Origin of the sequence: Peribacillus asahii, from assembly GCF_004006295.1 — a bacterium.
GTDB lineage: Bacteria > Bacillota > Bacilli > Bacillales > DSM-1321 > Peribacillus > Peribacillus asahii_A.
The window spans coordinates 2,455,727-2,479,822 of the sequence record NZ_CP026095.1 but is presented as its reverse complement, the minus strand read 5'-3'; the positions used below and the strand labels follow the sequence as shown (position 1 = coordinate 2,479,822).

20 protein-coding genes and 1 pseudogene are annotated in these 24,096 nt (G+C 35.1%); 17 read left to right on the top strand and 4 right to left on the bottom strand.

From position 1 onward, the window contains the following. Positions 1–3 precede the first annotated feature (3 nt). The 4 genes from glgD to BAOM_RS11910 all read left to right on the top strand — a co-directional run bounded on the left by glgD (position 4) and on the right by BAOM_RS11910 (position 3,892). Positions 4–1,110 (top strand): glucose-1-phosphate adenylyltransferase subunit GlgD, encoded by a 1,107-nt coding sequence (gene glgD, locus BAOM_RS11925; RefSeq protein ID WP_127760461.1) that lies wholly within the window; start codon positions 4–6, stop codon positions 1,108–1,110. A 15-nt stretch (positions 1,111–1,125) separates the two neighbouring features. Further along, positions 1,126–2,574 (top strand): glycogen synthase GlgA, encoded by a 1,449-nt coding sequence (glgA, locus tag BAOM_RS11920; RefSeq protein WP_127760460.1) that lies wholly within the window; start codon positions 1,126–1,128, stop codon positions 2,572–2,574. A 106-nt stretch (positions 2,575–2,680) separates the two neighbouring features. Then, complete coding sequence (locus BAOM_RS11915; protein ID WP_127760459.1) at positions 2,681–3,436, top strand: exodeoxyribonuclease III; 756 nt, start codon at positions 2,681–2,683, stop codon at positions 3,434–3,436. Positions 3,437–3,490: 54 nt separating this feature from the next. Then, the gene (locus BAOM_RS11910) at positions 3,491–3,892 is read left to right on the top strand and encodes a cytosolic protein (protein WP_127760458.1); all 402 of its coding nucleotides are present in this window, start codon (positions 3,491–3,493) and stop codon (positions 3,890–3,892) included. 43 nt (positions 3,893–3,935) lie between these two features. Here the strand turns inward: BAOM_RS11910 and BAOM_RS11905 are convergent, their stop codons facing one another. Beyond that, a complete protein-coding gene (locus tag BAOM_RS11905) occupies positions 3,936–4,553 on the bottom strand; it encodes a nitroreductase family protein (RefSeq protein ID WP_127760457.1) in 618 nt (205 codons plus the stop codon). A gap of 453 nt (positions 4,554–5,006) precedes the next feature. Here BAOM_RS11905 and BAOM_RS11900 point away from each other — a divergent pair, with 453 nt between their 5' ends. The 4 genes from BAOM_RS11900 to BAOM_RS11885 all read left to right on the top strand — a co-directional run bounded on the left by BAOM_RS11900 (position 5,007) and on the right by BAOM_RS11885 (position 11,005). Further along, positions 5,007–6,218 (top strand): S1C family serine protease, encoded by a 1,212-nt coding sequence (locus BAOM_RS11900; RefSeq protein WP_252282396.1) that lies wholly within the window; start codon positions 5,007–5,009, stop codon positions 6,216–6,218. 393 nt (positions 6,219–6,611) lie between these two features. Beyond that, entirely contained in the window at positions 6,612–8,204 is a 1,593-nt protein-coding gene (locus BAOM_RS11895; protein WP_127760455.1) for a long-chain-fatty-acid--CoA ligase, read from the top strand. A 695-nt stretch (positions 8,205–8,899) separates the two neighbouring features. Further along, positions 8,900–10,054, top strand: coding sequence for a cation:proton antiporter (locus BAOM_RS11890; protein WP_127760454.1), 1,155 nt, complete (start codon positions 8,900–8,902; stop codon positions 10,052–10,054). 378 nt (positions 10,055–10,432) lie between these two features. Beyond that, complete coding sequence (locus tag BAOM_RS11885; protein ID WP_252282395.1) at positions 10,433–11,005, top strand: site-specific integrase; 573 nt, start codon at positions 10,433–10,435, stop codon at positions 11,003–11,005. 89 nt (positions 11,006–11,094) lie between these two features. Here the strand turns inward: BAOM_RS11885 and BAOM_RS24395 are convergent, their stop codons facing one another. Beyond that, positions 11,095–11,265 (bottom strand): hypothetical protein, encoded by a 171-nt coding sequence (locus BAOM_RS24395; RefSeq protein WP_164853205.1) that lies wholly within the window; start codon positions 11,263–11,265, stop codon positions 11,095–11,097. Between the two features lie 236 nt (positions 11,266–11,501). On the opposite strand from BAOM_RS24395, the gene BAOM_RS11880 reads away from it, so the two are divergent. From BAOM_RS11880 to BAOM_RS11870, 3 genes are all read left to right on the top strand, one after another. Next, entirely contained in the window at positions 11,502–12,860 is a 1,359-nt protein-coding gene (locus BAOM_RS11880; protein WP_252282394.1) for an acetyl-CoA hydrolase/transferase family protein, read from the top strand. Between the two features lie 143 nt (positions 12,861–13,003). Beyond that, positions 13,004–15,139, top strand: coding sequence for an ATP-dependent Clp protease ATP-binding subunit (locus BAOM_RS11875; protein ID WP_127760453.1), 2,136 nt, complete (start codon positions 13,004–13,006; stop codon positions 15,137–15,139). A gap of 163 nt (positions 15,140–15,302) precedes the next feature. Then, positions 15,303–15,749, top strand: a complete 447-nt coding sequence (locus tag BAOM_RS11870; RefSeq protein WP_127760452.1) for a C40 family peptidase — start codon at positions 15,303–15,305, stop codon at positions 15,747–15,749. 225 nt (positions 15,750–15,974) lie between these two features. On the opposite strand, the gene helD is transcribed toward BAOM_RS11870, so the two are convergent. Then, entirely contained in the window at positions 15,975–18,260 is a 2,286-nt protein-coding gene (gene helD / locus BAOM_RS11865; RefSeq protein WP_127760451.1) for an RNA polymerase recycling motor HelD, read from the bottom strand. 397 nt (positions 18,261–18,657) lie between these two features. Between helD and BAOM_RS11860 the strand changes: the two are divergent. The 3 genes and pseudogenes from BAOM_RS11860 to BAOM_RS11850 all read left to right on the top strand — a co-directional run bounded on the left by BAOM_RS11860 (position 18,658) and on the right by BAOM_RS11850 (position 20,249). Next, a pseudogene (locus BAOM_RS11860) lies at positions 18,658–18,949 on the top strand (HNH endonuclease). Positions 18,950–19,082: 133 nt separating this feature from the next. Beyond that, positions 19,083–19,619, top strand: a complete 537-nt coding sequence (locus BAOM_RS11855; RefSeq protein ID WP_127760450.1) for a methylated-DNA--[protein]-cysteine S-methyltransferase — start codon at positions 19,083–19,085, stop codon at positions 19,617–19,619. Positions 19,620–19,700: 81 nt separating this feature from the next. Beyond that, positions 19,701–20,249, top strand: a complete 549-nt coding sequence (locus tag BAOM_RS11850) for a GNAT family N-acetyltransferase (RefSeq protein ID WP_127760449.1) — start codon at positions 19,701–19,703, stop codon at positions 20,247–20,249. A 124-nt stretch (positions 20,250–20,373) separates the two neighbouring features. Here BAOM_RS11850 and BAOM_RS11845 read toward each other — a convergent pair whose 3' ends face one another. Further along, positions 20,374–21,300, bottom strand: a complete 927-nt coding sequence (locus BAOM_RS11845) for an EamA family transporter (protein WP_127760448.1) — start codon at positions 21,298–21,300, stop codon at positions 20,374–20,376. Between the two features lie 107 nt (positions 21,301–21,407). Between BAOM_RS11845 and BAOM_RS11840 the strand changes: the two genes are divergently transcribed. From BAOM_RS11840 to BAOM_RS11830, 3 genes are all read left to right on the top strand, one after another. Continuing rightward, a complete protein-coding gene (locus tag BAOM_RS11840) occupies positions 21,408–22,289 on the top strand; it encodes an AraC family transcriptional regulator (RefSeq protein WP_127760447.1) in 882 nt (293 codons plus the stop codon). Between the two features lie 699 nt (positions 22,290–22,988). Beyond that, positions 22,989–23,297, top strand: a complete 309-nt coding sequence (locus BAOM_RS11835) for a sensor histidine kinase (protein ID WP_127760446.1) — start codon at positions 22,989–22,991, stop codon at positions 23,295–23,297. A gap of 5 nt (positions 23,298–23,302) precedes the next feature. Then, a complete protein-coding gene (locus BAOM_RS11830) occupies positions 23,303–24,064 on the top strand; it encodes a response regulator transcription factor (protein ID WP_252283526.1) in 762 nt (253 codons plus the stop codon). Positions 24,065–24,096 lie beyond the last annotated feature (32 nt).

Genomic DNA, 24,096 nt, shown 5'->3' with positions numbered 1-24,096 from the left:
GTCATGGGAAATGTATTAGGCCTTATTAATCTAATTAATGAGAAGCAATATTTAAAAGAATTAACGACTCACCGTAATATAGCATCCGTTCCTTTCGGAGGTCGTTATCGTCTTATTGACTTTACGATGTCGAATTTTATTAATGCTGATATTTCTTTAGTTGCCGTTTTTCCGAAAGAAAGATACTTATCCTTGATGGATCACCTTGGATCAGGGAAGGAATGGAATCTAGATCGACGTTCAGGAGGATTATTTATTTTGCCTCCTATTCAGCCGCATGAATCGAGTATGGGTGATATGAAACAGTTTCATAATCATTTAAGTTTTTTTGAACGAGTAAATGCTGATACAGTGATTATTTCACCAGGAAATCATGTATGTAAAATGGATTACAATGAAATCCTTGCTTTTCATCGAGAAAATCAAGCAGATATTACCGTTGTGTATAAAGATTTTTACGACGGTGCTGTTGAAAAGTTAATTTATCATCAATGTATAGTGAATGAGGACGGAAATGTAACCGATATTAACTTATTTAATGTACCGCAAGCGGGCGACCATATTTCGCTTGAAACGTATGTAATTAGTAAATCTCTTTTTATCGATTTGATTAAAAAGTGTGCAGCGAATGAAGAATATAATTTTTTAAAAGATGCGGTAAAAGCTAACCTTCATTGTTTAAATGTAAAAGGATATCACTTTACTGGGGATCTGCCATTTATTCATTCTATCGAAAGTTTTCATGCTAGTAATATGAAGTTTTTAAACCCTCAAACTCTTAAATCTTTCTTTAGTGAGGAATGGAGTGTATTTACGAAAATTAAACATGAGCCTCCAGCTAAGTACGGACAGTCATCAAATGTGAAAAATTCTTTAGTTGCTAATGGATGCGATATTGAAGGGACAGTTGAAAACAGCATTCTATTCCGCGGGGTTAAAGTGAAAAAAGGAGCAATCGTGAAAAATAGCATTATTATGCAAAAAGGTGAAATCGAAGAGGGCGCTATTGTTGAAAATGTTATCGCGGATAAAGAAGTAAGAATTACGAAAGCGAAAAAGGCTGTTGGAGAAAACGAACCACTAGTTATCAAAAAGGCGGAAGTTATTTAATGGAGGTGCCTTATTATGCATGTATTATTTGCTGCTTCAGAATGTGCCCCATATATTAAAACAGGCGGGTTAGGCGATGTCATTGGAGCGCTGCCAAAAGCACTGAAAAAACAACAAATAGGAGTTAGTGTTGTTTTACCAAAGTTTGAAGATCTTCCTTTTAAATATAAGCAACAGCTAACTTATATGACGAGTATTGAAGTACCGGTAGGTTGGCGAAAGCAATTTTGCGGGATTGAAAAATTGGTTGATAATGGGATTAATTACTACTTTTTAGATAATGAATATTATTTTAAACGACATGGTAGCTATGGATATTTTGATGATGGAGAGCGATTTGCTTTCTTTTCAAGAGCGGTGTTAGAAGCGTTACCTTATTTAGAAGAAAAACCAGATATTATTCATTGTCATGATTGGCAAACTGGACCGATTAGTGTTTTGTTAAAAAGTCATTTTAGCAATCATCCCTTTTATCGTAACTTAAAAACAGTGTTTACGATACATAACTTACGCTATCAAGGAGTATTTCCTAAGTCAGTATTATCGGAATTATTGGATTTAAGTGAGTTGTATTTTCATATGGACGCGTTTGAATTCTATGGAAATGTAAGTTATTTAAAAGCGGGATTAGCTTTTTCTGATTATTTAACAACTGTTAGTCCAAGTTATGCGGGAGAAATTCAAACAGGTTATTACGGTGAGCAACTTGATGGATTTCTTCGTAAACGAAGTAATCGTCTGCAAGGGATTATTAATGGCGTCGATTATGAAGTGTATAATCCAAGGCTGGATTCTTCCTTATTTAAACCGTATAAAACATATGCAGGAAAAATGGAGAATAAACGCAAGCTTCAAGAAGACTTACATCTTCCTATAAATGATGAAATACCCGTTATTTCAATGGTTACTCGTCTCGTTGAACAAAAAGGAATAGACTTAGTTCTTCGTGTCTTTCATGAAATGATGAGTCAACATGTTCAACTTGTTATACTTGGTACAGGAGATGCCTATTATGAATCTGCACTGCGAGATTTAGCAGCGCAGTATCCGGATAAGGTGTCTGTTCAGACGTATTTCGATGAGCAATTATCACGACGAATCTATGCAGGTTCTGATTTATTCCTAATGCCATCTCAATTTGAACCATGCGGCATTGGACAATTAATCGCACTTCGTTATGGAACATTGCCGATTGTGCGAGAAACGGGTGGGCTTCGAGATACGGTCATTCCTTATAATGAGTTTATAAATGAAGGAAATGGGTTTAGTTTCACGAACTATAATGCGCATGATATGCTGTATACGATTGAGAGAGCGGTTGGTTTATATCGTTTTCAGCCGAAAAAATGGCAAAATCTTGCCGAAAGAGCGATGAGGTTCGACTATAGCTGGGATGCATCATCAAAAGCATATATTGAGTTATATGAATCTTTAGTTGAAACGACAGCGGTCCCTGCTTTTTAAACCAAACATGGGTAGAGTTCAGACTCTATCCATGTTTGGTTTTTGTTTTCATGATCATAATCGGATATAGTATAAGAAAAAGATAGCAACAAGGAGAAGACAAAATATGAAATTAGTTTCATGGAATGTAAATGGCATACGAGCTTGTGTAAAGAAGGGATTTTTAGATTATTTTAAAGAAGTAGATGCAGATATTTTTTGTTTACAAGAAACAAAGCTTCAAGAGGGACAAATCGAGCTTGAATTAGAAGGATATCATCAATATTGGAATTATGCCCTTAAGAAAGGGTACTCGGGTACAGCCATTTTCACGAAGCAACAACCTTTATCGATAAAATATGGTGTAGGTGATGAGCAAGAGGAACCGGAAGGAAGAATTATTACACTAGAATTTGATACGTTTTATATGGTCAATGTGTATGCCCTTAATGCAAAGCGAGATTTATCGCGATTGGACGAGCGCTTAGAGTGGGAAGATAAAATTCGTGCGTATTTAGTTGAGCTTGATGCAGTCAAGCCTGTTGTATATTGCGGGGATTTAAATGTTGCTCATCAACCGTGTGACTTAAAAAATGCTAAATCGAATGTTGGGAATTCAGGATTTACAATGGCAGAACGAGAGAAAATGACAGACTTGCTTGCCGCAGGTTTCCTAGATACATTCCGTTACTTTTATCCAGACAAAGAGGGCGCGTATACGTGGTGGTCTTATATGGCTAAAGTGCGTGAACGTAATATTGGTTGGCGTATTGATTACTTTATCGTATCAGAGCGCTTGCAAAATGATTTAATAGATGCTGATATACATAGTCATATTTTAGGCAGTGATCATTGTCCCATTGTTTTAGAAATGAACTTGTAAAAATAAAATGTGAGGACATACTAGTAGTATTCTGAAGACTAATGGGAGGTTACAATGAATACTTTTATTGTTGGATTTCATCAAGAAGATAATGTAGACAGCATGCAAGTTCAAAAATTAACAGAAGCTGAGTTTGAAAAATCAACAAGTGGTGGAATTCGAAGATTATTCGAACTCGATACGAATATTGGATTTTTCGTATTTTTGGATGCGGAAGATGAGGAAGGGGATGTATCTCATCTCGTATTGAAGTATGAAGAGGATGCGGAGGATGCGGAAGATCCATCAGATTTTTATTCATTTTCTCAAAATGATTTTTACGAATTTATGGCTTTATATTTACACGGTATCGATGAATTAGAAGAAGAGGAAGAAAGTGAAGAGTATGGTCCAGTTCATCATCTTGCTCATTTACTTCATCATATTGTGGAAGAAGGGAATGCCGTTAAACCTTAAGAAATAAAAAACGAAGAACAGCTTTCAAACTGTTCTTCGTTTTTTATATATATGTAACAAATTCCGTAACAGGTTTACGATATCCTCGTGGTCGCCTGCTGGCTGTTTTTTCTTTTCCAATTGTAATCATTAGTGCAATTTCATATTGATTGGTAATGTTTAAAATTTCTCGTACTTTTGCTTGATCAAACCCAATCATTGGACAAGTGTCCCAGCCTTTGTCTTTGGCGATGAGCATAAATTGCATGGCTGAAAGAGAAGCGTTTCGAATCGCTTCCTCACTTTGAAATTTTTCTCCTTTTGTTTCTGCATCCGTTATAATGCTGTTAACAGTCTCCTCATATTCTCGTTGGTCCATAATGCCTAAATGGAGTAACCCTTCATAAATTTGCGCAACGTTTTGGTGAGCTTTTTTATCACCAAGTACAAGAATCACAGCGGAAGCGGTCGACACTTTATATTGACCAGCAGCTTCTTTAATTTGTTCCTTTATGTGTGTATCTAAAATAGCAATATATTTTGCATGCTGTAAATTGTTTGCAGAAGGAGCAAACTTCGTTAATTCAAATATTTCATTTAATTCATTTATGGAAATCGGTTGGTTTTCTAAAAAGTTATTAGCCGAGCGACGTTCTTTTACTACAGTTGTCAATTCAGACATGCTGCAACACCCCTATTCAATAAGAAAATATATGTATAAACTTACTTTTATATAGTAACATATAAATAGGATTTTAGGACTAAAAAGTAACTAGGAATAGAAAACTCGATATTTTTAGCTTAATGAGTTAGAAAAGTAAGAAGTAACAATGCTATTTTATATTTAAATAAAAACCTCGCTAGAATATATTTATCCACCTTCAAATGTTTAAAATCATGTATATCTATTTATTTCACCACTAAAAAAATGTTTAAGTAATAGTAAACCATATAGAACAAATTCTATTATTAAAATATAATAGTCTAAAAGACTTATATGAAACAGGTGGTAAATTTGGAATGTCATTCTTGCGGTAATACTATTGAAAGTCGAGGGAGTTTTTGTCCACATTGTGGTAGAAAGATCAGAGGATCAAAGCGGATTCCATTTCTTATAATCTTAGCTTTAGGTAGTATGACTACTTTTGGCTTTGTATTATGGAACTATTTTTATCCAAATGATTATCAAAAAATGCCTAAAACAACAGTTGTAGTAGATTCAACGAAAGTAGAAGAAGACAAAAAGGAAACAGAAAAGAAAACAGAAGAAATTAAGGCTGAAGCTTTACCCGCTAGTGAAATCACAGAAAAAGTTCAAAAAGATGTCTCTCGAGTGATTGAAGAATCATTACAAAAAGTAGTAACTATCTATACGGAAGCAAGCCAAGGTTCTGGTTTCTTAATTAATGAAAAAGGGGACATATTAACAAATGCTCATGTCGTGGAAGGTTCTATATACGTAACCGTTCAAGATAGTACAAATCATGAATATAGTGGAACCGTGATTGGGTACTCAAATAATACGGATGTTGCAGTTGTTAGAGTGCCTGATTTAGCCGGAGGTAACTTTCTTCCCATGGAAACGACTGAAATTGCTTCACTTGGAGAAGAAGTGCTTGCTTTAGGAAGCCCATTAGGCTTGCGTAATACCGCAACTTTAGGCCATATAACAGGAGTGGATCGCAGCTTTTATATTGGGGAGCGTGCCTATGAAAATATTTATCAAATGTCAGCACAAATTGCTTCTGGTAGCAGCGGAGGCCCACTTGTATCCTTAAAAACCGAGAAAGTAATTGCAATCAATTCCGCTAAAGTAATGGGAGAGGAATCTATCGGGTTTAGTATTCCGATAAATTCAATTTATTCATTAATTACAGATTGGATTACCACACCGTTATCTGAACAAGAACTAAATAATCTATTTTATAACGATGAAGGCTATTTACATTATCAAGAAGAGCTTGAAAATGGTGATGACTGGTATTTTGATGGAGGAGATTATTCAGATGAGAACAACTCCTACTATGATATCCCAGATGACTGGTACAATGCTTCAGAAGAAGAAGATAGCTTGTATGAAGAAGACGGTTACGAATACGAAGAGGAAACAATACATGAGGAAGATACTTATGAAGAAGAGATTTATGAGGAAGAAAACGAATATGAAGAAGATTGGAACGAAGACTCCAATTCTTATGAAGCAGATGAAAGCTATGAAAATGACGATGTATATATAGAAGAGGAATTAGATGAAGATTATTCGGATGAGGAAGAAACGGAAGAATTTGAAGAAGAGGGGGATGGTGAAATATATAGTGATGGATTAGAGGAAGAAGAGGCATATTAAATTTATTTAGATGTAAAAGCTAAAACGCTTTGATAGAAGAAAGAACATTCGGAGGGAATGTGAAAACTTTTATCGAAGTGTTTTTTATTTTTGTTAATATTTTACAAATATAATCAATTCAAGATTATAAGATATATAATAAGTAGCTTTTTATAAATATAGTATAAATAGGATTTGTAGTAAAAATATTGTAAAAATATCTAGTATATGGTATTGTTTAGGCAATGAAGCTTCTAAAAAATGTATCAACCTTTGTTAGAGTACGGGCCCGTAGAAAGAAATAATTATCTACTTAACTTTTACATATGGAATGATAACTGTTATTTGAAAAAAATGGAATATTATTATACAAAGAATTCAGTAAATTCAAACTTTTTGGATGGAGTGAAGAAAATGAACGTACCATTAGTGTTGCCGCGTTTTTTAGATCGAGCAGTTGCTTTATATGGAGATAAAGAAGCAGCTTATTGTGATGATAGAGTATTTACATATCGAGAAATAAATGAAAGAGTAAATAGACTTTCACATGGTTTACAAGATCTTGGAATTAAAAAAGGAGATCATGTTGCTTACTTAGCATCGAATACAGTGGAAATGTTCGAAGGATTTTATGGCGTGTATCAGCTTGGAGCAGTTATGGTTCCTCTTAATATACGATTAAAACCTGAAGACTACTTATTTATTTTAAACCATAGTGAATCTAAAGTATTATTTGTTGACCAAGATTTATATGATTTTATTGTACCGATTAAAGAGCGATTAGAAACGGTTGAGCATATTATTGTTCATTATAAAGACAAGGAAACTCCTGAAATCGATTATGATGCTTGGCTAGAAAGATATTCTGCTGATGCTTTCAATCGTGCTGAGTTAGATGAAAATGATGTATGCAGCCTTCTATATACAAGTGGTACAACAGGAAATCCAAAGGGTGTCATGTTAACGCATCGTAATAATTATCTTCATGCCCTAAGTACTATGCATCACTTCCGTATTACGGACCGCGATGTATATTTACATGTTTTACCGATGTTCCATGTGAATGGTTGGGGTACACCATTTTCCTATACAGCAAACGGGGCTACTCATGTTTTTCTTAGAAAAGCTACTCCAGCGGCTATTCACAATCTAGTGAAAGCCCGTAAAGTAACTGTTTTAAACATGGCTCCAACCGTATTAAATGCTTTACTAGAGTATCATGCGAAGAATCCTGTTGAATTCGAGCAAGATGTCCGTACTTTTATTGCGGGATCAGCGCCGCCGCCTGCGTTTGTTACACGTGTTGAACAGGAATTAGGATGGGAATTCATTCAAATTTATGGAATGACTGAATGTTCTCCAGTAAGTGCGATTTCCAGGATTCGATCATCATTACCTGAATTATCACCATCAGAACAAGCTAAAGTGAAGGCTAAAGCAGGGTATCCAATGATTGGTTGTGAGCTCAAAATTGTTGATGAAAACGGAGAAGAAGTTGCTCATAATGGAAAAGAAATAGGTGAAGTTGTATATAGAGGACATGGTACGATGCTAGGCTACTGGAAAAATGAAGAAGCGACAATGGAAACCATTCGAAACGGCTGGCTTCATACAGGGGATATGGGCACGATCGATGAAAATGGGTATATTGACATTGTTGATAGAAAGAAAGATGTAATCATCAGTGGTGGAGAAAATATCTCTTCTATTGAAGTAGAAGGAGCATTATATGAGCACCCAGCTATTCTTGAAGCTGCTGTTATTGCTGCTCCTCATGAAAAATGGGGTGAAACTCCACATGCTATTGTTGTTTTAAAAGAAAATCAACATGTCACTGAAGAAGAAATCATTAAGTTCTCAAGAGAACGATTAGCACACTTCAAAGCAGTGACAGGAGTTACATTCGTCGAAGAACTCCCTAAAACAGCATCTGGAAAAATTCAAAAAGTTCATCTCCGTAATGATCATTGGAAGGCTCAAGGCAAAGGTGAACGTTTGGTGAATTAAAAAGAATTTTGATGAAAGTCGATCATTTATGGTCGGCTTTTTTCTTTTATTATGAAAATTCCTTTCAATTACATTTTGTGGTAAAAATTAATTGACTTGTTCTCTATACAGAACTAAAATGAATGGTGTAATCATTATTTTTCTAAACCTTGGTTTGTTATTATGGTATTTGCACTTGCTCTTTAATAAATTTCTGACATAAAAAAGGTTATATTTAATAATATTAATCAAAATACATAGTACTTAATATAAGACCACTATATATTTATTTTAACTTTATCCTTATTTAATGACAGGGTGGGTAATATTAACTTTCTTAACTATTATAGCATCATTAATTATGCTCTATCAGATTTAGACACTGAGAGGTCGACATACAGCATAAGTAAAAAAATTAATTCCCTCTCGTTTACGGAATGAATAGTAGTATGAGAGTTAAGGGAAAATACTAAACGCTTATTTTACTCAAATATCGATGAAACATTCATTATTCCACAAAGGCTGAGAATATCTTTACATTCCCTCTTAATTTATAAAAATCCAATTCTACTAAAAAATTTTTATTTATTGATAAAATTACTCCCATTTATACAAAAAATATGTTAATATTAAGAAAAATGAATAAAAAGAAGCAAATTGGAGGAGCCTGTCACTAACGGGCTCTTTTTGCGTTTTTTTAGGGGGAGGGAAGGAATTTGGAACTATATCTTCAGCTATTCATTATTATTATTGCAACGAAGCTTGCGGGAGTCATTTCGGTTCGCTTTGGGCAGCCTTCGGTATTGGGGAAACTAATTATTGGGGTCATTATTGGACCAGCTGTATTAGACTGGGTACAAAATACGGAGGTTATTGAGGCATTAAGTCATATTGGGGTTTTATTATTAATGTTTATTGCCGGTTTAGAAACGGATTTAAAAGAACTGAATAATAATAAAACGTCGTCATTAACGGTCGCAGTTGGTGGAGTTATTCTACCGTTAATTGGGGGATACTTCTCAGGACTTGCGGTTGGGATGGATCAACATCATGCGATTTTCCTTGGCCTATTGCTTTGTGCAACTTCTGTTAGTATTTCAGTTCAAACGTTTAAAGAGCTTGGTCAGCTTCAAAGTCGAGAAGGAACGACTGTGTTAGGGGCTGCGATTGCGGATGATATTATTGTTGTAGTTGCTTTAGCATTTATGATGAGTTTCTTAGTCGGTGACGATGTAAACATCGGTGCTGTTATCGGTGGGAAAGTAGTGTTCTTTGTTATTATCGCTTTACTGGCATGGAAGGTTGTTCCGTTTATGATGAGCAAGCTTGGGCGAATTAAAATTACTCAGCCAGCTATGAGTATTGCACTTGGAATTTGCTTCTTATTTGCTTATATTTCAGAATACTTTGGAGTAGCTGGGATTATCGGTGCCTTTGCAGCGGGGATTGCAATTGCTCAAACTGAATTTAAAGAAGAAGTGGAAAGAAAAGTTGAACCTATTGCTTATACACTGTTCGTACCAATTTTCTTTGTTAGTATTGGATTAACTGTTACGTTCGATGGTTTTCTAGATAACATTTTCATCATTATTGGATTATCATTAGTGGCAATTTTCACAAAATTAATTGGTGCTGGAATGGGTGCTAGGATTACAGGGTTCAATACTCGCTCTTCTATTACCATTGGAGCGGGAATGATTTCACGAGGAGAAGTTGCTCTTATTTTGGCAACGCTCGGATTAAGTGAAAATTTACTAGCTCCTGAATATTTCACGACTATTATTATCGTCGTAATTGTGACGACTCTTGTAACACCACCATTGTTAAAATATTTTATCAGTAAACAAGAAGATAATAAAAAAGCAGCTTAATGAAAAACCTGAAAGAAGATTCTAATCTTCTTTCAGGTTTTTTTTGGTAAACTGAAAAGCGGTTATATAAAATCCTGAAGAAAAATGACCTCCATAATTTCGTTTTAAGGCTGTTGTTTTTTGATTTGCTAGTCATTTATCCCGAATATCTTAAAATGCGAATTTGCCCATTTAAATGAGGTTTAAGGAGATTTTTGATTTTTTGCTATTTCACGAGATTTATTTTCATAATATTCCGAATGTAACAAAGGACCTGTATTGATACATTCAAAATCCTATTAAATCAATGGTTTCAGCGATTTCATTTTTTAAAAAACTTAGCGTTTTTTTCATACATACATTACAATAAAAGAAGGGAGAAGGGGGCGTAGTTATACGATGCACACAACTTCAAAAAAAATAAAAAATGTCCAGCCGATTCGCCGGCTAGATCAAATAGAAAGCATGAAAAAAGCATTGCTCAAATATTGTAGCTATCGAGATTATATGATGTTTACGATTGGCATTAATATCGGACTTCGAATTGGGGACTTGTTGCAATTGCGTGTTAAAGATTTATTGGATGGTACCCATATTGTCATTGTCGAACAAAAAACAGATAAGGTTAAACGCTTCCTCATTAATCCACAATTGCGAAAAGAAGTGAGGAAATATGTACGAAAAATGAAATTGAAAAGTGATGACTATTTATTTCCGAGTCGAAAAGGAGCGGGGCCGATTACGAGGGTGCAAGCATATCGTGTGCTTAACAAAGCAGCGGAGATGGCCGATGTTCCAGATGTAGGAACACATACACTTCGAAAAACATTTGGCTATCTGCATTATCAAAAATTTAAGGACCTCGCTTTATTACAACAAATTCTTAATCATTCTAATCAAAAAGATACTATGATTTATATCGGCCTTACTCAAGACTTGATGGATGAAACGTTAATGGATTTTTATTATTAATCAAATCACAACGAAAAACATCACTAACATATGCAAGTGATGTTTTTTGTTTATATCAAATTTCTAAGAGTAGAAAATGAGATACATTTTCAGTATTCTTCATGCATTTTTCCATACAGTGCATACTTCTTTTGATAGTTTGTATCCTCTTCTTTTTCAATTAAATGTAAGGTAATTTGCTTTATTTCTTTACCTTTTATTACTTCCCTAACACTTGGAAAATCTTCTAATATTCTTTTCTCAGGATCCCTTTTAGCCAAACTACAGAGACATTATGTATGTCTATTTTACAAATTATTTAACCGCTAACTATTTATGTAAAAAATGTTATTTTTATATTATAATAGAAGGGAATACAATGAATGGATGTGGTAAGTATATAATATCTCTAAAATACTAAGTAAAATTATAAGTATTCTTAGTTTTTTGATCCATGTCCTTTATAAATCTTATTAAAAAATACATAGTGTTACTTTCATATAAGGAAACTGTCAGCATGAATAAAACAAGTAACAAAAGGGGAGCTTTTTTAATCATGGTTAGAGTAGAGCTGTACAAAGAAAGTATGACAATGTCAAAGGAGAGAATGTATCAACAAAAACTAGTAACAGCTAAACAAGCTGTTGCTAAAATAAAAGCTTACGATGATATTATCGTTCCGCTTGCTCCTGGAGATCCACCGGCACTACTAGCAGCACTAGAGGATCGAAGTGATTTGGAGCGAAATCGTCTGTTTCAAATGTTACCCTCTCGTCCTTTTATTAAAAAGGATCCACAACAGTTGAAAGTGATTTCAATGTTTTTATCAGCGGGGGATCGTAAAGGTTTTTCAGAGGGGGGAGTTGATTTGCTTCCAAATCATTTTTCCGATATTCCAGAATTATTATCAGAGATTACGACTGAGCAGGTTGTAATGGCGACTGTTTCTCCGATGGATCAAGATGGCTATTTTTCGTTAGGGACAAATTGTGATTACACAGCCCCGATGCTGCAAACAGCAAAAACGATTCTGTTGGAAGTAAACGAATATATGCCGCGTACATATGGGCTCAATCAGATTCATATTTCTGAAGTCGATTGTTTAGTGGAAAATCATCAACCGTTAATTGAGGCACAAGCGCCAGCTATTACGGAAAAAGATCGAATCATTGGTCAATATATCGCGGAGCTTATCCAAGATGGAGATAGTATACAAATCGGATTTGGAGCGATTCCGAATACCGTCATGGATTCGTTAACAAAGTATAAGGATTTGACGATTTATACGGAAGTTTTCCCTGATAAATTGGTTGATTTATATGAAAGTGGAGCAGTTACGAACATTTATCGAAGTGATTATCATGGAAAATCTACGGCTACATTTGCTTTCGGTACAAAAAGATTGTATGAATTTTTACACGAAAACCCAGATATTTATATGCTGCCAGTTAACCACACAAATAATATTTTGCATATTGCACAGCTGAATCAACTTGTATCGATTAATGCAACAGTGGAAATCGATTTTCTAGGACAATGTAATTCGGAGAAGATCGGCTCTACTTATTGGTCTTCTACAGGAGGACAAGCTGAATTTTGTATTGGTTCGCGAATGGCAAAGGGAGGAAAAGGAATCATTTGTCTGCATTCTACGACCAAAAATGATGAAGTCTCTAAAATCGTTCCGATGCTTGCGCCTGGTATACCTGTTACGACATCGAAAAACGATGTTGATTATGTAGTAACCGAACATGGAGTAGCAAAGCTTAGAGGAAAAACGGTTCGCGAAAGAACGGAGGAGCTCATTCGCATTGCTCATCCTAAATTTAGAGAACAATTAACTGATGAAGCTAAAAAAATGGGGTATTTATTATAAGGGAAGTGCCGACTCACTTGTGGGTTGGTTTTTTAATTTTTTGAACAAATATCTTGAAAGTCAAAAAAGGTCAAGGTATAATACCGTTAAAGGTCAAAGTTAGTCAAAGTCAAAAAAGGACCTATTCAAAGGAGGAGTACTCAATGAAATGTGACAAATGCAAAGTGAATCAAGCAAATGTTCAATTTCGCATAAATCTAAATGGTCAACAACATGATTTAACATTGTGCTCCGTTTGTTATAAAGAAGAACGTAATAAATTAGGAGCTGCTATGGGAGGGATGAATATGGGGAAATTCCCGACAAATGATGATTTATTTTCATCCTTCATGCAACAGCCATTTCATATAAATAATCCGATTCCACCACAAACAGAAGGTGGCAATAGAGGAGGATTACTTGACGAGTTCGGTCGTAATTTAACAGATGCAGCAAAAGCTGGATTAATTGATCCTGTCATCGGTCGTGATGAAGAAGTGAAACGTGTGATTGAAATATTAAATAGAAGAAACAAGAACAATCCCGTATTAATTGGTGAACCTGGGGTCGGTAAAACAGCAATCGCAGAAGGATTAGCTTTAAAAATTGCAGAAGGAAAAGTACCTGCAAAACTGCAGGCTAAAGCAGTCTATATGCTTGATGTTGCTTCCCTTGTTTCAAATACTGGAATTCGCGGCCAATTTGAAGAACGAATGAAGCAGCTTATTGCTGAATTACAAGAAAGAAAAAATGTGATTCTTTTTATTGATGAAATTCATCAATTAGTAGGCGCTGGTTCAGCAGAGGGGTCTATGGATGCCGGAAATATTTTAAAACCAGCTTTAGCAAGAGGTGAATTACAATTAGTTGGTGCGACGACACTTTCTGAATATCGCCAAATTGAAAAAGATGGAGCGTTAGAACGAAGATTCCAACCTGTTCAAGTGTCAGAACCGACACCAGAAGAAGCCCTTACTATTTTAAAAGGGTTACAAGGACGCTATGAAGCATATCATAGTGTCACTTATAGTGAAGAAGCACTTAAAGCAGCTGTTGAACTTTCACATCGTTATATTCAAGACCGCTTTCTTCCAGACAAAGCGATTGACTTAATCGATGAAGCCGGTTCTAAACTTAATTTAACAATTGAAGGAATTGAAGAGGAACAGGCTAAAGCTCGTTTAGCTCAAATTTATAAAGAAAAAGAACAAGCATTGAAAGAAGAAGCCTATGAAAAAGCCGCTGCTTTACGTGATGAAGAAGAAAAATTAGAAAAAACACTTCAATCAGGCGTAGACGTAGAAAAACCAATGGTATCGGTTGAAGATATTCAAACAATCATTGAACAAAAAACGGGTATTCCAGTTGGTAAGCTTCAAGAAAATGAGCAAGAAAAAATGCTTCATTTACAAGAGGCATTAGCGAAAAAAGTGATTGGTCAAAGAGAGGCTGTTCAAAAAGTAGCGAAAGCTGTACGAAGAAGTCGAGCTGGATTGAAATCGAAGCATCGCCCAATTGGTTCCTTCCTTTTTGTCGGACCAACAGGTGTGGGTAAAACAGAATTATCTAAAGCGTTAGCCGAAGAATTATTTGGCTCTAAAGATTCAATGATTCGTTTCGATATGAGTGAATACATGGAAAAACATAGCGTTTCTAAATTAATTGGTTCCCCTCCAGGTTATGTAGGTCATGAAGAAGCGGGACAATTAACAGAAAAAGTGCGTCGTAAACCGTACAGCATTATTTTATTAGATGAAATTGAAAAGGCGCATCCTGAAGTGATGAATGTATTTTTGCAAATTTTAGACGATGGACGATTAACAGATAGTCAAGGTCGTACAGTGAATTTCAAAGATACAGTCATTATTATGACAAGTAATGCTGGGGCAACAGAAAAACGCAAGGAAATGGGATTCTTAACAAATACAACCGTTACTGAAGCGAACATTCTACAATCACTTGGAAACTTCTTTAAGCCAGAGTTTTTAAATCGATTCGATAGTATTATTGAATTCTCTGCGTTACAAAAAGAAGATTTATTACAGATTGTGGAGCTTATGTTACAAGAGCTTTACACAACACTTGATACGCAGCAACTATCATTAGAAGTAACGGATGCTGCAAAAGAAAAATTAGTCGAACTTGGATATAATCCATCGTTCGGGGCTCGTCCGCTTCGTCGCGTCATTCAAGAACAGCTAGAAGATGGTATAGCAGACTTTATTTTCGAACGACCAGAAGTAAAATCTTTTAAAGCGATTGTCGAGAATGAGAATGTAAAAATTGTCGAAGTGGAATAGTATTTATCGAATACCTCCTGATTTCCAGGAGGTATTTTTTATGCAATAAGGTCATATTTGTCTCTTCTTGTAATACTTTGTCTAAAAACTGTAATATTCCTGTGAAGCAAGCGAAAAATAGTTTTCGTATAATACAAGTATGAAATTGATGTAGGAGGTATGTATGCTAAAGAAAATCATTGTTGGATTTTTGTTCATTGTCACATTGAGTATTGGAATTACTTTAAATGAAGATAAAGCAGAAGCTGCAACATATCATACTAAAGCAATCTCTGTAGCCAAAAGTCATCTAGGCGTAAAATATAAATGGGGCGGCATTTCACCAAGTGGATTTGATTGCTCTGGACTTGTGAAATATGCATATGGTAAACAAGGTAAAACATTACCGCGAACGGCTGCGGAAATGTACAAAAAAGGAAAAAAGGTAAGTGCGTTGAAAAAAGGAGACTTAATGTTCTTCGCTCCAAATAAGGCATCAAGACCAACTCATGTAGCCATTTATGTAGGAGATAATCAATTTATTCATTCATCTTCTTCAAAAGGTGTTTCTTATGCTAAAACAAGTAATAGTTACTGGAAACCTAAATATATTGGAGCAAAACGGATTTAATACATAATATTTTCATACATAAATAGAAATCATCAAAAAGGCGGGCTGTTGCCCGTCTTTTTGATGATTTTTTCACACTTAATGTAAGCTCATATTCAAACAATGCATATAAAAGAGCAGTGCCTTTTGGTACGAAAAGTTAAGAATGTGAATAATCAATCTAAAAATCGGCAGTATCATATAACATAACTTTGCTTTAAAGATCAAAGCAAAGTGTTGGACATATTATAGCAGTTCAAACGTTTCTCTTGCTGCTTGTTCAATAAAAGTACATGGTTCATCTTCTGTCATCATGACCAGCATATGCATAGCTCTAGAACAGGCAGTATAGAAAAGGGTTCTATCAGATTCAAGGGCGTATTGTTGTTTAGATGCATTTGGAATAATAACGGCATCGAATTCAATTCCTTTAGCCAAATAAACAGGAAGTACGAGCAATCCTTTTTCGAAAGAATACGTTTGCTCAGTTATTTGTTTGACGGATATTTTATGCTGTAATAAATGATAAATCATAGTACTTTCTTGTAATGTTTTACATATGATAGCGATTGTTTCATATCCTTTATCAAGCAGTTCTTTTACGTTTGCACTCAAGGTCTCTGCTATATCAGCCTTATTACTTAATGTTATCAGCTTTGGTTTTTCTCCTTCGCGTTCAAATGGTTCGATTAACTCTTTACCTGGAGCAAAGTATTTAGTGAATTCAACAATTTGCTTAGTAGAACGATAACTTTTGGTCAGAGTAATTCTTTCCTGATTTTTCTCCAGTTCCTCAGGAATAAGCGGGTTTTCCGTTGTAGCGTATGTGTATATGCCCTGATTAATATCTCCTAGTATGGTCATTCTTGTATATGGAAAGATGTACTTTATATAAGCAAACTGAAATGCGGAGTAATCTTGAACTTCATCGATAAACAAATGACGGACGGATTGATTCGTATGATTCCCTAGCAAGCGGTCTTTAAAATATGAATACGGTGCAGCATCTTCCCACGTCAAAAACTTGTGAGATAGATTGGCTTCTGTATGAACACAAATTTCTTTCCAATCCTCTGGTTTTTCTTCAAACTCTCTCTTTGTGAAAAGCTCACGGTAAGTTGCTAAGATATAGACAAACTCCAATTGCTTCACACGCCTTTTAATTGGGGAGAAATACTTGTTTACGACTTCTGATCGGAGAAAATTTTCTTCTCTGTCAGGATCATCTTCGTCTTCTTTTTGACTTTTGTAATAGGCCTTCATATAGTCTTCTTTATCTAATAACTCTATTTTCTCTGTAACCCAGTCTTTCTTTTTTTCCGCCTTCTGATGTTTACGGATTTCTTTTAGCAGCCATTTCGAAACGAGTTCCATTCTATTAGGAATTGCGATTTCTTGATCTAAAGAATAAAAATAATCACGAATTTGTTCTTTTGAAATAAGAATCTGTTTACGGAACGTCAGATTTTTAAAGCGAATTCCGTCAGATTTCAATCGAGAAATATATTTATCCAACATGTGTTTAAAGTCTAAGCTTGATTTAAAGTCGATGCTTTTTAAACGAACTGCATAATCTTTACTGTCCATTTTTGTAAGAGTATATTCTATTTGTTCAAAAGGTGATTCAATCTTAATATCATTTTCTATTCCCTTTTTCAAGAAGTCCAATAAAGTCGTTTGGTTAATATTTGTTTCTCCTAACTCAGGGAGTACGTTGGAAATATAGCTCGAAAATAAAGGGTTGGGTGAAAAGAGAAGAAGGTTATTCACAGTTAACTTTTCTCGAAAGCGATACATTAAGTAGGCGATACGTTGTAAAACAGCAGATGTTTTTCCGCTCCCAGCTACTCCTTGCACGATTAAGAGATTGCTTCGTTCATTTCTAATAATTTTGTTTTGTTCCTTTTGAATAGTTGCTACAATGCTTTTCATTGCTGTACTCGCATTATTTCCAAGTGCTTGCTGGAGAAGCTGATCACCTATTGTAACTCCAGTATCAAACATGCCTTCAATTAAGCCATATCTTATAATGAACTGTCTCTTCAAGGTCATTTCCCCTGTTATTGTTCCTTGCATCGTCTCATATTGTGCCTTACCAGGAGAATAATCATAGTACAGACTGGAAATAGGCGCACGCCAATCATAGATTAGAAAGTTTTCCTCGTTATGATCCATCAAGGAAGCAATGCCGATATAGATCTGTTCCTCCTCATTTCCTGGATTTTCGATAAAATCAATTCTCCCAAAATAAGGGGAGTCCTTTAGCTTATTTAATGTTTTTAGTTCTTCGCCAACTTTTCCATGAAATCTTTCTCGTTCCGATAATAGCTCGGCCTGCTGTTTCAGACTAGCTTGTGTTTCAATTACATCATCCGGCTCATCCAAATTGACCGTGACATCTTCCCAAAAGTTTTTACGAAGACCAATGATACTTTCTTTTAACTCAGTAGCCTTGGAATATAACTTGTTCTTTTTATAGTCAATTTCACGGATGACATCATTAATTCGGTGTTGTTCGGTTTCACGATTCATTACATCAGCCCCGTTCTATATGCTTTTGTTTTCATTACATAAAATAACAAAAGTGGAAACTTGGTTATTCTATCACATGCAGATATTTACAACAACCCTATTTGCAGATTTGATTTGTTTAATCGTTAATATGTTAGACATCCGACCTTCAAATCCCTTGTTTAATAGAAACTCTTCTGTTTTGATTCATATAAAGAGAATATTCGTATCAAACTAATAATGTTTTATATCGCAGAGAACTTTTCATCAGAGAGAGGTTTGTTACTGTCGGAAATACTGGTTGTTTAAAAAAAGAATAAAGCATTTAAATTAAATCTATTTTTCAGTTTTTGTAACGAAGATGTTCAAATAAGCGCTTATATACAGATTGATTAATAAAACATAGGGGGAAAAATCAGTGGGGGTCTGTGAACTTTGTGGTCGTAATGGAGTGGAAACAACCGTTCATCATCTACTTCCAAAAGAGATGGGGGGGGACATTTGGATCGACAGCAAAATTATGTATACCTTGTCATAAACAAATACATGCCCTCTACACGAATGAGGAAATCGCTGCACGTTTAACAACGTTGCGTGAGATGAGGGAAGATGAAAAACTCTCACGTTTTATTAAATGGCTGCGAAAGCAGCCGTCCACTAAATTAATGAAAATAAAAAAATCTAATGAACGAAAGCAGAAGGGTAGATAAAAACATGTATGTTGCAACCGTATATTTTTGTATACTATTGGTAAGCATGTCGGGTTATATACTCTATAAAAGCCTATAGCTGGTGCCTTTTAAAAGATACATGTTTTATAGAGAGTTAATGGAGGAGAACAGAATGAATGACATTAGAAAACAGGCCTTGTTTTGGTCGTCTTTTGTATATGAGAATTGGAAATTTTATTTAGCCGCAACATCTAATGGATTGTGTTATGTAGGTTCTCCTAATAAATCCTTTGAAGAGGTAAAAGAATGGGCAAAGAGACGATTTTCTACCTTGGAATTGATAGAGGATGATGGAGCGCTACAACCATATATAGAAGAATTACTAGAATATTTCGAAGGGAAGCGGGCATCATTTACATTTCCAATGGATATTCAGGGGACATCTTTTCAACAGGAGATATGGAATGCTTTAAACGAGATACCATACGGAGAAACATTTACTTATTCACAAATAGCAGAAATGATTCGAAAGCCGTCTGCTGTACGTGCAGTTGGGACTGCTATTGGAGCTAATCCCATTCTTATCTCTGTTCCATGCCATCGAGTAATAGGTAAAAATGGAAAACTGACAGGTTATCGAGGTGGTTTGGAGATGAAGAAGCATTTATTAAGTCTCGAGAAAGAAAGGGAAGGTATCACAAATATCTAGCTTAAACATTTGAACCTTTTTCAGTTGTTAATGATAGATAAAAGTAACTAAAAAAATTTTGGACAAACATGGGGGAATTCCATGGAATTTAAGACAGTGGATCATTGGGATGAAGAAGTATGGCAGAAGTGGAGAAGCATCTATTATGAAGCTTTTGGTGAAAAAGGGGCAAAGGCTGAGAAGATTATCCGAAATATGTTTCGAAAACAAACATGCTTCTTCCATATAGCTCAAGATGAATCCGAGGTATATGCGATAGCGCTATCGGGAAAGTTGCGGGGAACAACAATCCTTCTTATAGATTATCTCGCGGTTCGAGAGAAACATCGAAACCGAGGTGTAGGCAGGATGATAATTAATTATATAATAAGTTGGTCAATAAATCGTGAATTTGACAGTATTGTCATCGAAGTCGAAGCAGAACAGACGCCCGAAAATCTTGCACGTATTCGATTTTGGGAAAAATGTAACTTTATGTTACTTCCGTATATTCATCACTATAGAGTGGTTCCAGAGCCATACCAAGCAATGGTTTTAAAGCTAGTTCCTGAAGCAGAATTGCCCGAAAAAGGAGAAGAGGTTTTTCACTTAATTGAACGATTTCATAAGAAGTCTTTTCAAGGAGCTTAAGTTTTTACATGATTTATAGCCATTATTATGTTTTCTTCTTATCTTTCCTAATTTGCTTATTCGTTTTCAATTGTTCTAAGGAGAAAACATAGTGAAGCCCCTCACGGTTTAAAGCGAAATTAGCTCACTGTGAGGGGCTTTTTGTTGAAGAAGATTTTTTATTCAACGCTAATACTAAAATCATTCCAATAATACAAGCTGTACCAATCCATTGGAAAAAACCAAAAGGTTCTTTTAACCAAATGACCGTTGTTAAAACAGCTGCTAGTGGCTCTAAACTACCTAGAAGGCTTGTTTCTTTAGGTGAAAGACTTTGTAAACTTTCAATATAAAACCAAAAAGCAATCATTGTACCAAATAGGATAACAAATACTAAATATAAATAGCTTTCTAGCGTTAAGCTTGTAAAGTCCATTTGCCAAGGCGGATGGATAAAGCTTAAGGCAAAGCCACCGATAATCATCGCCCAGCCGACAACGACAAGGGAATCATATTGCTTAAGGAGAGGAATGGCATATAAAGTATAAAAGGCTAATGCCAGTCCGGATAAAACACCCCAAATGATTGCCAGTGTCGGCACAGACAGCCCAGAGATTGAGCCGTTTGTTAATAAGAAAAAGCAGCCAACTAAAGCAAGCGAAACCGTTAATAGGTCCTGTCGTGTTAGAACGGTTTGTTTACGTAAAATTAAATAGACAATAATCATGACAGGTGCTAAATATTGTAATAGCGTTGCAACAGCAGCATTACCATGGTTGATAGATGCCATATACGTGTATTGAACCGCAAGCATGCCGAGTAACCCAAAGATAATCAGCTGAATAGCTGTCCTTCGATTTTTCCAGACCCCAAGTATTTGAGAACGTTCCTTTAGAAAAAATTGAACGGTTAACAGTAGAAAACCAGCTATGAGTAATCGTGTCGTTACGAGCCAATCTACATCGATGGCGTATTGTTGAAAGAGCTTTTGTGCCACTGTGCCACCAACACCCCAAAGTATTGCTCCCATTATAACGAGAAATAAGCCTGTTCTTCTAGTAGGTTTATTCATGATTGATTCTCCATATTAAGTATAATAATAGTGTTATAATAAGTGAAAAATCGGTTTAATAATAGTTAAATTGAATGAAAAAATATAAATATATTGAGGTGATAAGTTTGCAAATGAAAAATTTTAAGGTTGATCAAAGCTTAAAAGAGCTAACCAAACATCGTACAGTCGCATTACCGATTGCATGCTACGAAACAACGATTGCCCAAAATATACACGGCTATATACCACTTCATTGGCATAAGGAAATTCAATTTGTCTTGATTGTAAAAGGAGAAGCAACCTTTCAAATAAATGAAGAAAAACTAGTCGTTCGAGAAGGTAACGGTCTATTTATAAATAGCGGCTGCTTACACATGGCGAAAGAAAACAACCAATCAGGCTGTGTCTATATTTGTTTAAATGTTTCTCCTCATTTTGTTTTACCTCAAGAACTCTATACAACCTATGTATATCCCTATATTCAAGCGACTAATTTACCCTACTTATATGTAGATGCAAATGAGGGGTGGGGGAAAAATATTTTAGAGGCTATTGTAAATATCAATCAATGGATTCAGCAAAAATCACCATATTATGAAATCGACATCACGGTACAGTTAACGTTAATTTGGCAAAACTTAATTATTAATGGATTTCAATTAGAATACAATCAGACGGAAATGTTAAAGAATGATCGAATGAAGCAAATGTTAAATTGGATCCATCTACATTATGCTGAAAAAATTATGTTAGACGATATTGCAAGGGCTGGTCAATTGAGCCGCTCTGAATGCTGCCGATATTTCAAACGAGTTTTAAAGACAACACCATTAAATTACGTAATGGATTATCGAATTCAAAAAAGCTTAAGTTTACTGCAACAAGCAGAATCCAATGTTACTGAAGTCGCCTATCAAGTAGGGTTTAATAGTACAAGCTATTTCATTGATAAATTCCGAAAGTCTATGAACATGACACCATTAGCGTATAAGAAAAGAGGAAAATAGATACGAGGTGAAGGGCATCAAGCTTGTTTATATGCGACGAACTTATCTCCAGTCTAGATGTATCCATTCAAGCACAAATCCTAAACCTGCTAAAGGAATTAAAAGAAGAGTTTAATATGTCCTGCTTGTTTTATTTCGCGTGATATGGCTGCTGTTCGATATATATGTGAACGAATTGCCTTGTTAAAAAAAGGGGGGCTCGTTGATTTATTTTTATTAGAAGATTTATTTTCAAAAAAGCGCCATCCCTATACGCAGATGTTAGTAGAGGTAGCAGCAGAGAACTAAAACTAGCGTTTCACTTTACATTAAGGAGTCCTAATTATTTGATTTATTAACTAAGCTTTTTTAAGTTCTGTAATAGTGTTAAGCGATTGTTTAAGAGATGGGAATTAACTAGCGAAGAATATGATTGAGAAGCGAGAAATCTTGAGAATCTTTTTCTATGGGAGATATCTGTATTGCGTTAATAAAAGAAATTGTAATGAGGTGTTTTATGAATCATCGCTCTAGTTCTGGTGTAAAAACTTCAAGACAATTGCAATTATTTGGGGAGCATCATCATTCATAGCGGAAAAGGACATTGAGATTCTATGTTTTTAACAAGTCATGTTTGCACCAGAACCCAAGAGAGGGTCCTATCCCTAAAGGAAAGAGACCCTTTATTATAAAATGTAGTTTAATAACGGAAATAATGCTATTCTACATGGGTTTGAATCACAAGGTAAAGTGGCTATTAAACTATGTTGTTTTTCTATGAATGATAACGTGGTAATTGAAATTTCTGATAACGGTGTAGGTATTTCACAAGAAAAATTATCATCCATACTTTCAGATGAAAAAACTAAAAGTAATGGTCATACTACGGGAATTGGTATAAAAAACGTACATAAACGAATTCAACATTATTTTGGAGAAGGTTATGGAATTACAGCCATTGAAAGTAGGAAAGGGGCAGGGACCAAAGTTCAGATTACAATCCCGAAAGTTGTAGGTGATTTGGCTTGAAATTAATGATTGTGGATGATGAACCGTTAGAACGGGAAGTGTTAACATTGATGATTAAGAAACATAACTTTAAAGTAAATCAATTTTTTGAGGCGGAAAATGGTGTTGATGCTGTAAAATTAGCCAAGGAAGAACAGATGGATCTCGTGATTATGGATATCAAAATGCCTATAATGGATGGTCTAATGGCAGCGGAGATTATTAAAAAGGAAGTTTCTAATTGTCGAATAATTTTCCTTACAGCTTATGATGAATTTGATTTTGCCTATCGTACTATTAAATTGGGAGCGGATGATTTTTTATTAAAACCAGCTCATTCAGAAGATATTCAACGAGCTTTAACGAAGTTTATACCAATGCTTGATACGAACCTCATTCCCACGCATTTAGAGAAGTCCAATGGGCATTACGATATTGTAAAAGTCAAAGATTATATCGAGCTTAATCTTCATATCGAGTTAAATTTAGAGAAGTTATCTAAGCTAGTCCATCTTAATTCACAATACCTTAGTCGTTTGTTTAAACAGGAAACGGGTTTTACTATTACACAATATGTAACGAGTCGTCGTTTGGAAAAAGCAAAACATTATCTTGTTCATACCAGGGAAACAGTTGCAGAAATCAGTGAGAAATGTGGGTTTTCTGATTCAAATTATTTTGCGAGGGTTTTCAGAAAATATGAAGGCACGACACCAACACAGTATCAGCAACAAGCTATTGTTGGAAGAAAGAAACGATTAAATTCATTTAATAATTTTGTAATGTAGAGTATACATTTTTTATAAATGAGAGAGATAGA